General features: G+C 41.6%; 22 protein-coding genes. All 22 read left to right on the top strand.

The genetic code is table 11. From position 1 onward, the window contains the following. Positions 1–61 precede the first annotated feature (61 nt). The 22 genes from ACJJIE_RS01720 to ACJJIE_RS01825 all read left to right on the top strand — a co-directional run bounded on the left by ACJJIE_RS01720 (position 62) and on the right by ACJJIE_RS01825 (position 12,627). On the top strand, positions 62–568 hold the full coding sequence (locus ACJJIE_RS01720) for a DUF2199 domain-containing protein (RefSeq protein ID WP_282932075.1): 507 nt from the start codon (positions 62–64) through the stop codon (positions 566–568). 83 nt (positions 569–651) lie between these two features. Next, complete coding sequence (locus tag ACJJIE_RS01725) at positions 652–927, top strand: hypothetical protein (RefSeq protein WP_444893314.1); 276 nt, start codon at positions 652–654, stop codon at positions 925–927. A gap of 102 nt (positions 928–1,029) precedes the next feature. After that, the gene (locus ACJJIE_RS01730; RefSeq protein WP_444893315.1) at positions 1,030–1,467 is read left to right on the top strand and encodes a hypothetical protein; all 438 of its coding nucleotides are present in this window, start codon (positions 1,030–1,032) and stop codon (positions 1,465–1,467) included. Between the two features lie 96 nt (positions 1,468–1,563). Then, positions 1,564–2,055 (top strand): YcxB family protein, encoded by a 492-nt coding sequence (locus ACJJIE_RS01735; protein WP_444893316.1) that lies wholly within the window; start codon positions 1,564–1,566, stop codon positions 2,053–2,055. Between the two features lie 118 nt (positions 2,056–2,173). Next, entirely contained in the window at positions 2,174–2,737 is a 564-nt protein-coding gene (locus ACJJIE_RS01740) for a hypothetical protein (RefSeq protein WP_444893317.1), read from the top strand. 429 nt (positions 2,738–3,166) lie between these two features. Beyond that, positions 3,167–3,892 (top strand): hypothetical protein, encoded by a 726-nt coding sequence (locus tag ACJJIE_RS01745; RefSeq protein ID WP_444893318.1) that lies wholly within the window; start codon positions 3,167–3,169, stop codon positions 3,890–3,892. 77 nt (positions 3,893–3,969) lie between these two features. Next, on the top strand, positions 3,970–4,314 hold the full coding sequence (locus ACJJIE_RS01750; protein ID WP_282932081.1) for a hypothetical protein: 345 nt from the start codon (positions 3,970–3,972) through the stop codon (positions 4,312–4,314). A gap of 127 nt (positions 4,315–4,441) precedes the next feature. Then, positions 4,442–4,849: a hypothetical protein gene (locus ACJJIE_RS01755; RefSeq protein WP_444893319.1), complete on the top strand. Its 408-nt coding sequence runs from the start codon at positions 4,442–4,444 to the stop codon at positions 4,847–4,849. Positions 4,850–5,118: 269 nt separating this feature from the next. Beyond that, entirely contained in the window at positions 5,119–5,463 is a 345-nt protein-coding gene (locus ACJJIE_RS01760) for a DUF1493 family protein (RefSeq protein WP_444893320.1), read from the top strand. A gap of 116 nt (positions 5,464–5,579) precedes the next feature. After that, positions 5,580–5,858, top strand: coding sequence for a hypothetical protein (locus tag ACJJIE_RS01765; protein ID WP_282932083.1), 279 nt, complete (start codon positions 5,580–5,582; stop codon positions 5,856–5,858). Positions 5,859–5,917: 59 nt separating this feature from the next. Then, on the top strand, positions 5,918–6,307 hold the full coding sequence (locus tag ACJJIE_RS01770) for a hypothetical protein (protein ID WP_444893321.1): 390 nt from the start codon (positions 5,918–5,920) through the stop codon (positions 6,305–6,307). Between the two features lie 73 nt (positions 6,308–6,380). Then, the gene (locus ACJJIE_RS01775; RefSeq protein ID WP_282932085.1) at positions 6,381–6,773 is read left to right on the top strand and encodes a hypothetical protein; all 393 of its coding nucleotides are present in this window, start codon (positions 6,381–6,383) and stop codon (positions 6,771–6,773) included. A 116-nt stretch (positions 6,774–6,889) separates the two neighbouring features. Further along, positions 6,890–7,273 carry a hypothetical protein gene (locus ACJJIE_RS01780; protein ID WP_282932086.1) on the top strand — a complete coding sequence of 128 codons (384 nt, stop codon included), beginning with the start codon at positions 6,890–6,892 and terminating at the stop codon, positions 7,271–7,273. Positions 7,274–7,325: 52 nt separating this feature from the next. Continuing rightward, entirely contained in the window at positions 7,326–8,351 is a 1,026-nt protein-coding gene (locus tag ACJJIE_RS01785; protein ID WP_444893322.1) for an IS630 family transposase, read from the top strand. 62 nt (positions 8,352–8,413) lie between these two features. Next, on the top strand, positions 8,414–8,617 hold the full coding sequence (locus ACJJIE_RS01790) for a hypothetical protein (protein ID WP_282932087.1): 204 nt from the start codon (positions 8,414–8,416) through the stop codon (positions 8,615–8,617). A 39-nt stretch (positions 8,618–8,656) separates the two neighbouring features. Then, on the top strand, positions 8,657–9,007 hold the full coding sequence (locus ACJJIE_RS01795) for a hypothetical protein (protein ID WP_282932088.1): 351 nt from the start codon (positions 8,657–8,659) through the stop codon (positions 9,005–9,007). 119 nt (positions 9,008–9,126) lie between these two features. Continuing rightward, the gene (locus ACJJIE_RS01800) at positions 9,127–9,624 is read left to right on the top strand and encodes a barstar family protein (RefSeq protein ID WP_282932089.1); all 498 of its coding nucleotides are present in this window, start codon (positions 9,127–9,129) and stop codon (positions 9,622–9,624) included. Between the two features lie 426 nt (positions 9,625–10,050). Further along, positions 10,051–10,530, top strand: coding sequence for a hypothetical protein (locus tag ACJJIE_RS01805; RefSeq protein ID WP_444893323.1), 480 nt, complete (start codon positions 10,051–10,053; stop codon positions 10,528–10,530). Between the two features lie 21 nt (positions 10,531–10,551). Further along, positions 10,552–10,890 (top strand): hypothetical protein, encoded by a 339-nt coding sequence (locus ACJJIE_RS01810; RefSeq protein WP_282932091.1) that lies wholly within the window; start codon positions 10,552–10,554, stop codon positions 10,888–10,890. 92 nt (positions 10,891–10,982) lie between these two features. Continuing rightward, the gene (locus ACJJIE_RS01815) at positions 10,983–11,288 is read left to right on the top strand and encodes a hypothetical protein (RefSeq protein WP_282932092.1); all 306 of its coding nucleotides are present in this window, start codon (positions 10,983–10,985) and stop codon (positions 11,286–11,288) included. A gap of 92 nt (positions 11,289–11,380) precedes the next feature. Continuing rightward, positions 11,381–11,647, top strand: a complete 267-nt coding sequence (locus ACJJIE_RS01820; RefSeq protein WP_282932093.1) for a hypothetical protein — start codon at positions 11,381–11,383, stop codon at positions 11,645–11,647. Positions 11,648–11,754: 107 nt separating this feature from the next. Then, on the top strand, positions 11,755–12,627 hold the full coding sequence (locus ACJJIE_RS01825) for an HNH endonuclease (RefSeq protein ID WP_444893324.1): 873 nt from the start codon (positions 11,755–11,757) through the stop codon (positions 12,625–12,627). Positions 12,628–12,852: the final 225 nt, after the last annotated feature.

The raw sequence follows: 12,852 nt of genomic DNA on the forward strand, positions 1-12,852 counted from the left end.
AAAACAATCCTCTCCAGAAATGCGGTTGTGGCGGACGTTAGCTGAATAAAGAATTAGAGATATGGCAGGAATATTTAGCTTTACATGTTCATGTTGCGGTGAAGTCCACGAAGGCTCTCCTAGCTTTGGTTTCAAAGCTCCTGATCCGTGGTTGTCACAACCAGATGAAGTAAAAGAGAAAGGAAAGATCAGTGATGACCTTTGCTATTACACAGATGAAGGTGGCACACATTATTTTGCAAGAGTAATAATAGAGATACCTATCCACGGTGTAACAGACCCATTCATGTGGGGTGTCTGGGTATCTTTAAGTGAACAAAGCTTCAAACATTATATCGAGAATTGGGACGAACCAGATACTGGCACAGGTTACTTTGGTTGGTTCTGCAGTGAACTTCCTTATTATAAAAGCACTCATTCTTTAGCAGCAGATGTAAACCCTCAAAGCGAAGGTTCAAGACCAACACTGTGCTTACATGAAACAGAGCATGAGTTTTATCATGACTTTATTAATGGTATAAGCATAGAAAAGGCGCAGAATATTGCAGAAATTTGCATGCATGGCTAACAAGTTGTCGCACAATCGTCCCTTCGGGGCTGGGCAGCCTACACTGCATTTCGGCTGCCTGTGGGCAAAGCGTTAAAGGTCTTATGCGAAACTTCGTGGTTTTAGTACAAGGTGAAAATTTCAACTTAGATGTTGAGGGGGTAATTCAACCTGCGGGATTTTTCGCTACTAGGCGTGCCGAGGCCGAAACCGAAGAGGAGGCGTCTAGCCAGGTAATTTCACAACTACTTACGGAACCAGAAATTAGTGGCAAAGGACTACCCGGCCACACCATACTTGTAAAAGTGGCTCATGAAATGCCCATAGAACACAAGAATACATATTCGGGTTTTACTTTCTACCCACTGGAGAAAGCATGACCTTTAACAAGTTTGTCAACGATCGGCCTTCGGGCTGGGCAGCCTTAAGTGTGGCTTCGCCACACAGCTGCTCGGTACAAAGGCGTTAGGCGATATTAAGTCATGGAGCAAATTCAGATAATCAAAGATAGGTCCAAGCTAGAAGGAACATGTTATATCGAGCTATGCTTAGGGAAGTACAAGGGTAAGCATTGGGACGAGAGTAGCCTGTTTTTCGATGAAGAGGTTTTTGGTCTTATCGAAGTAATATTTGAAAGGAATATTCCTAATTATAACCACTACTGTATGAATGATGCTGATTCAAACTCATGGGGTAAAATATTAACTGAGCTAAAAGAACTGAGTGAGTCACTAAGATCAGCAAATGACTTTAATGAAATCATCGGAAAAGTGAGTTTTGTATTCGGTGGTACTAGGGACTATTTTCAAAATCATTTCCAGTCTTGCAGAGGCCAGCTTCAAGAAATGATTTCAGAATTGTCAGCTTGGGCAGAAACAAATATTAATAAATATGGGCACATTGCGGTATTGGGCATTTAGGCAAGATTCAGCGCCTAACAAGCGGCAGCAGTCGGATAGTTTTTCCACTCCTTCGTCGCTCCAAAACCCCCTCTGTGCCAAACGTTAGGTATAGGTATGAATCGAGATTACGTTCTAAAATATTCTCCGGCTTTACTACAGTCAGCTGCTGTTTCCTATATAAAACAACTAATCGGGCCAGTATTCCCAGTCGTTTTTATTGGTTTGTCGATATACTCCGGCATTCAAGTATATAATGAAGACTATTCTTGGAGGGTAGGCTTGGCGGGCGGCGGTGTATTTATTGTTGGTGCAATAATAATTTCATTATTTATCGGCCACTTGAAGCATGCTAAAACAACGGCCAATGAGCTGAGAAATGGAGAAACTATATTTGGTTTATCTGAATCTGGTATTAGTTTTAGTTCACCGCTAGGTTTCGCAGAAATACCATGGGGTCAGATATCTTCACTTCACCAGCATAAAGACTTTTTCATCCTTTTAGTTAACCGGGGTAATTATACATCGGTACCTCTTGCATCCATTGATGATGAGGCTATGGAATTTATAAGAAAATCTGTTCTCAAGCATGGTGGAAAAGTTGCTTAGCAAAAACCAGTATGACAGCCTTCGTAAACTTTGCTTGAAAAGCAGCAAAAAATTTCAATTCGATGTGTGTGGTTGGTGTTACGTGACTTTTGGTTCCTAGATGGATACGACAAGTTTAATGAATGACGCTCAGAGTCGGATTGAGTGTGCATTGTTAAATTTCAATGATCTTGAGGCGATCAATCGCGAGTTAGCGTCAATCTACAACCTAATACAATCTGATATTCCCTTAGCCATCCCAGTAAGTTTGGAAGTTGTTGAAACTAAGTCGCTGCAATATAGAATCTTTTATCAAGCTGGCTATGGAATGTCAGTTAATTCTATTTTGATTTCTCAAGGAGAATTTGAATCCTACCTCTGGTCTGATTGCGATGGTTGGTGTCTAGATGACGATTACTGGGATGTTAGAGAAATTGCCAGGCATCTATCCAAAATCCCTGTAATTGTTGATTATCCGAAAAATGTGGGTGAACTGTATAATAATTTTGTCCAAGGGCTTTGGGTATTTTCCCTTAGCAACGTGCCAAGCTTCGGTGGTGAGCCTCCAAGAGATTTGGAAGAAGTGATCTCATGGGATCAAAAAAATGTTCTTGTTGGAACTGAGGTTTCAAACATGGAAATCGTACCGAGGGAGACATGGGATAATATTTGCGAGCGTGAAAGTACATGGTTTAGTGGCTAGTACGTCGTACGTAACAAAACAATTAACTTCGCTCCAGCCACTGCGTGATTTCGGCCGGACCTCCGGCGCCTCCGGCCGGCTATTGTGGGCGTTAACTGTTGTAATGGGTAAATGTGATATCTGATAAATTCGAGAGAATTGAAAACCCAGACTGGGAGCCTGATGCCCTTATGCAAGTATATTTTTCTGATAAAGATACCACCGTAAAAAGTGGATACCGACCTCACTATAAGGTTAAAGCCGACTATCTTACAACTACGATTTATTGGTTTATTGATTCAGGGATTACGGAACCTAACAGGCGCGCTCTAGCGTTTGTCAAATTCACCACATCAGAGGCATATCCAAAATGCCTAAAGGTAGGTTCCAATCTAGAGGTTCGCGAAGGCTCAAGAGTAGTTGGCCATGCTAAGATACAGGAAATATATAATGACCGACCACGTAAAAGCAGCTAATAATCATAGGGAAGTTTCTATGGGCCTTCGCGGGACAGCCTACGCTTCGATCGCCCGCGCTGTGGACGGTAAAAGTATGAAGAAGGAATACGCACAATACATGATTTCATGGATTGAAAAGATTGAGTCACAATTTCAATCCCCCATTTCTGACTCCTATGAAGTAATGAAGGCTTATTGGTCAGGATCAGGTGTGGACTTCAATGAGGGTGAAATGAAGGGAAGATTGTGGGCATGGGTAGATGGTAATAGTGGGCCTAGGGAGCCTCTGAATAACTCCGTGATACCTCTGGCATGCAGAGCGGTTCACAATCAAGGCGCGGCTTCGCAGGAATGTCTAGACCTTTCAAGAAGTCGCAACGCGGAGTGTGAATCGCTCTGCAAGCCCCGAAGGGCGGGCCTTGAAGGCCACAGCTGCTGCGTTGCAGCTCTTGCAAAGGGCTACGGCCATTCGCGGCGAGCCGCGCCTAACATCTGCAGCCTTCAAGACCCGCAGAGGCATTACGGAGTTATTCAGAGGCTCCCTAGAATAACAAGTGACCAAGAAATGGCTGTGGCACATATGGTTTTATGCCTTGCCTACAAAGACGAGGCAACTATGGATGAGATCAAAGATATAGGATTCTTCGAAGATCTATTAGAGCAGTATGGGTATTCTAGGTCAGAGATAAATCGTACCTATGATCAGCAAAATTTTTAAAAACTAAAGGCACCGGACGTAAAAATCGTCGCTTCGCTTTGGTATTGCCGCAGGTGCTCTAATCGTTAAGGTACTTCATGAGTAAGCTCGTCACTCTATTACTGCTAAGTAGCAATGCTTTTTTAGCTCAGGATCTAGAAGGCACTTGGGAGGATAGGAGTGGGGGCATATTTGGTGGTGAATCGGGATGGGATAAGTGTGAGTTTAGATATGACAACACTTTTCTGTGCACTAACTATCCAAAACTAGGCAGTTTGGTTTTACCCTTTGAAGGAACTTGGAAATTAATAGGGAGCACACTCACTCTTCGTTTAAATAGTTCTCATATAATAAAAACTCATATTGCCGAGATTGATCAGGATTTCTTTAGGGGGCTGGTAGAAGGTGGTAATAAATTTACGTTTAACAGGAAAAAACCTTAACAAGGCAATGCAGTTGACGTCTTACTTTGTGCGCTTTTTACATAGTCGCAGAACTCCAATATGCATGTAAAAAATGTACGCAAAGCAAGCCGCCATCGATTTCGACGTTATGTATTAGGAGAGTTCCGTGTCACCACTAGAAGTTGAAAAAAAGGTACGTGACAAACTCAATAAACTCATTGGTACCACGGCAAAGAAGGAAATACTAAGTCTTTCTGAGGGTGGGCCATCACACGAGTTTGATATTTTTGAGGAAGGTAAAATTATTGGTGGAGTCAGTACATCTCCATGGTTCAATAATCCTAATGCGAAAGGTAAGCAAACTGGCAATACTTCAGGTCAGGATCGTGCGGCAACTGAAATCCTGTGGCTCACTCTTTGGCAAGGTCCTGAACGAAGGCTTCATATCCTTACCGATAAAGAAATGGCAGATAGAATCTTCAAAAAATTTAATGGTGCAGTTTTCCCCAACAATGTCGAAATCCAGCACTTTGATCTAGGCTCGGGTAGCTTCAATCATGTTGGAACATTGTGAAAAACAAAACAAGTTGATACTGTTTGTTTCGGCGCTGCGAGCCTCTACCAGATAGTCCACGCTTAGCGTGGCCTACCGCAGATTAAGGTGCTCAGGCTGTAGAAAAACTAATGTGCATCTATGACCCTTTAAGTATGGTCAAATATTGACCGCATGTGATGGTTCTCTGTGAATTCTGATTTAGATTTCACTGATAAATAGGCTATTTTACACGTGAAGCGCAATACGAAAAGAGGAATGAGTTTTTCTCCACACTCGTTACATGCCTTATGGAAAATGACGTCATAGAGTTCGTATCGAACTTTACAGGGATAGCAGCAGAGAAGATCCGCCTAGAAACCCTAGTGAACGACGACCTGGCTGTCGATGGTGATGATGGTGATGAGTTCCTCATCGAATTCTCTCATAAATTCAATGTAGACATCTCTGGTATCGATCGTGTGTACTTTGGCCCAGAAGGTATCTCTTTAAACCCATTTGAAGGCATCTGGGCCTTTTTAAAAGGATTTTTGTATGGATGTAAAGGAGTCACTAGAGAAAACTGGGATGACATCGCCCCTCTTCCTGTATCGGTTTTGGTTAACTCGGCTAAGTCCGGTACTTGGGAGGACTAGGCATATAATAGGGCGCTCAATGCAGCGCAGTGCTACAAAGGGCACGGACTCTAGCGGCTACGCAGCTTTCGCCGCGTTAGCGGGGGGTTGCAAGTATCTAAAAAGTACGTATTTTCATGAATAAAGATAGAAATGCTGGGCCCTTGATTACGGCTCAAACAGGTTGGGAAGAAGCATACCTTATTGGTACTGAAGCTGAGCTTCTGGAATTTGCCGAAAACATCATTCAGGCAGTAAAATCTGCTAAAAGTGAAGACTTCTTTGGAGAGCCAGTTAGAGTTTCAGCTTTTGACGGAAAGGTTGGGCAATTCAGCGAGGTTTATTTCGACTGGCTTGTTGTAACCAAAGATCGAGAACAAACAATAGACCTTTCACGTAAGGTGTTGGGTTTGTAACAAGGCGCTGCACTCGACTCAGGTGCTATCGCAACTCCGCTTGGATACATAAAAGCCAAATGAATATTATCTACACAAAACTAATAGAACTGATAGGCTTAAATGAAGGAATTGTGTGGGGTGAAAGATCGTGCCATGACTCCCACTTCCGTTTACAATTTTACATTCATAATTCTAAAACCAGATTGTTGGCTCATTATGTAGCGGAGGCTTCAAATACGCCATTAAATGTTTATGCTAAAAGGCCCCTAGGAGAGCTTGATTGCGAGAATAACTTTGATAGTGAGCTTGTCTATGAATACAGGTCTGGTTTGGATGATGATACTTTGGATAAAGCATGTTGGCTAGGTTCGCATTTTACCTGGGCTATGTATAAAACTGGTATTATCAGCTCAAAAATGGAGCAAGAGTTTTGTGGTGTGTTTGGTGCGGTAAGTAGAAATGCATAGCAAGCGTATATGATTCGCCGCTGGACGGCTTTCGGTACGCTTCACCCGTCGCAAATACATACGTTAAGTTATTATGAAAATTGAGTGCTATCAATTATTCAAAGAATACAAAGATAAGGGTTTGAAGAAAAAATCTTCAAAGTCTATCCGTACCTTTATTTCACAATTTGAAAATGATGAAGAGATAAATAGCTGGGTATGGGAATGCTTGCCTAAATTGGAAACAAATAGGCACTCCAGAATTCGGTATGAGATATTTCGTGAGCTGGTATGTTCAATATTAAAGTGCGGCTCTAAAAACAACGATTTTTCCAGTACTCTTTGGCTAGGGAAGCTCGCTCAAATTATATATCAGGCTCAGCAACTAGATAAAGAGCACAAGTATAGTCAATCTATTAAAGAATACATTAAAAAGCTTAGCGAGTATCGAGATAAACTTAACAATCAAAGGCAAAGGATGCAGTAAACGGCACCCCGCTTTGGGTGCTATTAGCCAAATGGAGTGAAGCTATAAATATTTTTTTACGGATAATTGCAGTGTTTTCTGCGCTACTTTTTTGTTTGCTATCGTGGTTCGGCCCTATGGCTGAGACTTGTACTATGGGGGATACAGGTGGTTACGTTGGAAGTGTCATTCTATCTGTTCCTTTTGCATTACTTGCCTCCTTCATTATTTTTAAGGTCAAGCCGACAAATGTTTACTTTGAAAACATCTCAGCTAGTTTAATATTAATATTGTGTTTATTTGTAGGGTATATATGGTCTTTGCTTTTAGTAAACACTACTATTAGCGGCAATCACTTATGTGGCCCTGATTATAATAGTTATCTTAATGAGTACGGCACAAATTATTGGTATATTCCTTTAATACAATTAATTGCCTGCGCTCAATTGATGTTTTTTTCAATTAGGTCAGCACATAACAAATCAAGCAAGAAGAATACAGTAAATCGCACCCGTTCCTGAGGAGTTACTAGCGGGGCAGAAATAATCAGTACACCCTGGTAATATAAACTGCATGAAATACGATGCCAGAAAACTTAGTACTGAGGAGCAGCACCTCATACGTAAAATTGCTGTTCAGCGAGTATTTGATGGAGAATCTGCGGCGGAGGTTAGTCGTAGCTTAGGGCTGGGGAGCAGAACTATTTTCCCATGGTTAAGGACTGCTCGGGAGAAAGGTATTGAAGCGCTATCTCCAAAAATTAGACCTGGACGCGGTAGAAAACTGTCAGCTATTGAAGAAGAGGAAGTCAAACGATGGGTTATTGGTGGCGATCCAAGGCAATATGGCTTTGATTTCGGATTGTGGACACGTCAGATCGTATCGGATTTGATTTTTGAGAGATTCAAAATTGAACTTAGCGTTTCTAGTGTCGGCACACTTCTACATCGACTGGGCCTGACGCCACAAAAGCCTCTACGAAGAGCTTACGAGAGAGATGAGAAGGCGGTGAATAAATGGGTAAAGGAAGTCTATCCAAAGATTAAATCTTATACGAAAAAAACTGGTGCAGAAATGTTTTGGCTGGACGAGGCTAGTATCAGATCAGACGATCCACTCCAAAGGACATGGGGAGAAAAAGGAAAAACTCCAGTGGTAAAAACGAGTGGTCAAAGACAGTCAATCAATGCGATCTCAGCTTTATCGAATAGAGGTGGCTTCTGGTATCATATTTATAGTGGAAAGTTCACGGCAGAAAAGTGCGTAGAATGCTTCAAAAATTTCCAGAGAAGTCAGAAAAGACCAGTGATTCTCATTGTTGATGGGCACCCAGTACACAAATCGAAAAAGGTATTGGAGTATGTCGATTCACAGGATGGAAAGCTTGAAATGGTGTTCTTACCGCCATATGCACCAGACCTAAATCCAGATAAGTTGGTCTGGAATCATATGAGAAATATAGGGACTTCAAAGAGGCCGCTGAAAAAAGGTGAGACACTACTGAGTCGTGCAAATGCAGATTTGCAGAGCATCAAGAAAAATAGAAAACTTGTGAAATCATTTTTTCAAGAGTCGACTGTATTCTTTGCTGCTGCCTAGGTAGTATGTGAATACACGTTATGAAACTTACTGACATAAGAACGGAGATTGGAAGCGACATATTGAAGAAGTTGGTCAAGGAGCATGGCTGGCGGATTCAATCTGAATATAATTTAGATGCTTTCTATAAAGGAATAGACTACGATTGCTATATTCTCGAAAAGCATGGTGACGAAATACATATGGAGTGGACAAATTGGTTAGAGTGGGAAATATCTGGTGAGCAAAGTACCCTCAAAAGTTTGTCCATTACGTATGGTTTGTAGACTTCGCAACTTCAGAATTGGGCAAGAACAACCATACAAGTGCATCAACTTCGCTCCAGCCTCTACGAGGCTTCTGCCGGACAGCCCATGCTTCGCGCGGCCTGCCGGGCGTTAAATTCCAAGTCCATGTTTGAGGAATATTCAATAATTGAGAAATTTGAGGTTATAGACCGAGGTGTGGTTGTTGTGATTGCTGAAGTCACTGATAGAGCCCCTGGAGAGGTGTATAGAGTAAAAATAAGAAGTGCATCTGAAGAGTGTATCGAGGCGGAAGCTGTCAAGGAGTGGCTATTGTGTAAAGATCCAGTACCGATAGAAAAAGAAGCTTACGTACTCAAAGGAGTTCATGAATATGATCTGCAAGAAAATGCGGTTCTGGTTTTCTTCTAGAGCATCGAAATTTAATAAGCGGCTTTTGCCGCGCTCTCGGTTCTGGGACCTCCCTTCCGCTGCTTCGCATATCCTAGTCCGCCCCGAAGCCGGGCGTTAACTTTCAGCAGTAATCGAACATGGCTGAATTTAAATTAGATCTTAAAACCCTTGCGTATGGGCCCGTGGCCAAATACTTTGATTTAGCATTATTTGAGAAAGACATATCATGGTATGAAGACGCGGGATATAAAGTGTACTTCTTAGATGGAGGAAAATGGTACACAATGGAGAGCTTCCATAGTGATTGCCATGAAGTATTTTCTTTCCCTAGTTACTATGGACGCAATTGGGGAGCTTTTGACGATGTCATTTCTGAGATTGAGAGAGGTTCTCAAGGTGATGTATTAGTCTGCGTGAGAAATTTTGATTCTTGGAGTAAACGAGATATTTCCAACTCACAAGTGTTTCTAGAGATAATGTCTGATCAAACTTATTCCTATCTTGTTTACGGAAGAAAATTCGTTACGTTAATCCATAGTAACGATCCCAATCTCTCAATTAGGGAAGTGGGAGCAAAGAGTGTTCACTGGAATCAAAAAGAATGGAATGAAAGTGATCGGAGAGAGAAATGTTAACAAGACGTCGCACCCGACTCCGGCGCTGTGGCGCCTCTGCCGGTGAGATTGGCGTTAAATTACGAATATGAGGGCAAAGCTACTTTCCACAGAATCCAGAGGCATATACAGGTGTTATTCTATCAAACTTAGAAATGGAGACAGGCCAACATAGCCCAACATATGAGAACTTCACACAAAGAATTGATCGTGGTATTTATAGAATTCATTCTGATACAATCCGTGACAGGGAAGATGAGATCAACACTTAATAAGCGTCTTCATTTCGATCCGGCCTGTGGCCTTTAGAGGACTTGCTGCGCTCGCCGATGAGCCGGGCGTTACATTTTGAGCATGATTAAGCACATAGATAATCCACATGTAGAATCGCTTCATGGCTACTTGAAATGTCTGTCGAAGCTTTGTGCGAATGGATATAGATTCGGAGTGGCAGCCTACGCAGCTGAGCAAGAAATTGATTTTTTCGTAAGTGAACTTGTTGCGCATTGGTCAGAAGGGGATGAATATCTCGCGGCGAAAGAATACCGTTTTAACGGTCGAGTAGAGGTCGAATCAGATTGGCTATTCAAAGAAATAGAAAGTTATATTTTCAATGGACTACTGAATAAACAGCTGATGCCAGATGAAGATGCAAGAGGGTATGCGTCGAAGATTTTGATTGAGGATATAAACGAGTATTACGGACTGCTTTCATCTTCACTAAATAAAGATGGCGTATTCCACCCCCTTTTGAGAAACCCCATTTACAAGCTTGATATAGAGGTAGAGAACGTCGAAAAATCTCTCTATTTCATTATTAAGATAGAAAATGTCTACGTATTGACATGCTTTATGAAGAGATCGCGCAGATGGAAATGTAACAAAGCGCTGTACTGGAATTCGGTGCTAACACGTCTCCGCAGATGAGTTTGGAGTTATTTATAGGATATGAAAAGATCTCGCACTAAAAAAAATAGAAGGAAAAATCTAAATTCAGATCAGGGCTGTTTAAAAAGAAAATTTGAAGTTCTAGAAGATGTTACCTCTTTGGTATGTCAAAACTGGTTGTGGTTCTGCATTTTTATTTTTTCTGCAATTTGGTTGGGAGGCCATCTTTGGCAAGCCGTAACAGAGTTCGGAATTCCTAATGTCCGCACTACAGATATTATATGGTTGAAAATTCATCCATTTTTGTTTTTGGTAGTTTTTGTTCTTAAGTTGGCTTTTTGGTTTCTAAGTACAGCTTCAGTGATAGTCTTCCTTAAAAATATAGGACGTGCCAAGTAATGGATAACAATCGAAGGCATTCTATTCCGGTCCTGTGGTCCTCTACGGGACACCAAATGCTGCGGGCGTTCTAACTAAACAGTCGAGTAGAGATGGAAGTAAAATTAAAAATTTATAGGAATAGGATAGAGCTGTTTACTGGCTCTAAATTTCACTTTGAGACTCCTAAAGAGGCATTCTCAACTCAAAGACTTTTGGTTGGAGATTTTGATGCGGCGTGGAATTGCATCGTGAATGCTGAGAAAAAGTTATCTATAAAAGGACTCTTTAAACGGAAGCCCAAGGTAATTGTAGAGCCTAAAGAAATGGTTGAAGGTGGTATTTCCTCAGTAGAGGAACGTATATTCCGAGAACTAGCAATGGCTTTGAATCCTAAAAGTGTGGAAGTGCATGTGTAGTACACTAGTTATAAAAAATAAAGATATCCGACATCAAAACCATCGATTCGTTTTGGTTTTGAGGCAGGCGCTAAAAGGGTAATATTTAAAGCATGAATAATATTTTCCTGGCAATTTACAATCTAGCTGTGCTATTCGGTGTCCTTTTAATGGCGATAATGGCTGGCTTATGGTGGACCTTTGACGATGGCAAACTATCTGAAGGGGTCGTTTTTCTTGTTGGAACCTGGGTGTTGGCTTTTAACTTTCTTCCAGTCCAGGGGTTGAAGTGCTTAAAAGAGCCGGTGGTAAAATTTTACTACTTGCCGCTGGCAATACTTGGATTAATTGGTTTCATTTATGGTGTGGTGCAACATTAAAATAACAAGTTTACCAAACATCACTACGGCTAAAAAACGATCTTCACTGGGCGCTCAGAAAGCGCGCGCCGCTTATAAAATTGTTCAATTCCTCTTGGAGATTTGCAATGGATTTTGATTTCTTAAAGCCGAAAGAAAGGTTGCGACTCATGGACTTGCTCAAGCAAGTGGGTATTGATGTAAGTGATTGGGGTAACTATAAGCGAGGAGAAGAATACGCGGCTAGTAATCCAAAATACTGCTATGAGTGGACCTTTCAAGATCATGATAGCGAACTAATTGTGCTTAATTTATGGTACGAAAATATTAAGCTTCGCGAAGAAAGTATCATCCAACAATTGAACATGAGAACACTTGCAGAAGAAATGAGTTGCTCCCCCCAAAGAAGAAGGGCATTCGAAATGGACTTTGCGCTTCAAAAAGCGGCACGACTTAATTGGCCTGTGAGAGTAATAATTTGTGATGGTACCCTTAGGGACGACACTCCAGATAGAAAGCGTTCGGAAACAGAAACAAGAATGCTTGATGATGAACCGTGGACATTAGAGAGTTACGATAGAGATTCAGGAGAGTGTATTTTAGTTAGAGGCATTGATGGTCCAGCGAAATATATAGATCAATTTGACGAATCAATTGTTAAATCAGCTCCGGTAGTGAGAGAAGAAGTAGCTAGCAACCAGTATTCTCGAAACCCTGACGTTAGACGGAGTGTACTGGAAAGAGCAAAAGGCTACTGCGAATTTTGTGGAGCTGAGGGGTTTAAAACCTTAGCAGGAGCTAGGTATCTCGAAACACACCATATAGTTCCATTGTCAGAGTTGGGGGAGGATTCAGCTAGAAATGTCATTGCCCTTTGCCCTAACCATCATCGCCAAGCTCATTATGGGGAAAATCGTGATTTGCTCAGAGAAAAATTTATGATTCACGTATCAAAATTGAACAAGTCAATACACTCGACCGCTGAGGCAGTGGCTGATTGAGGCATTATGTGTAGGCCGTTATGAGATCGATAGTTCTACTTCTATTTATAATTTCTAGTAACGTCATGGCATCTGGCACATGTATCTGTATAGGAGGAGCGACCGTGGTTAGTACTTCTGACGCAGCGGTTGAGGTTTCTATCTCTGAGGGGATAGCTTGTGAGGGTAATGGTTGTTGTATAACTGAGGGCTCAGATCACTCTGTCTTCTTTGAAAAAGAAAATA

It is taken from the genome of Microbulbifer maximicatervae (SeqCode) (genome assembly GCF_052467325.1).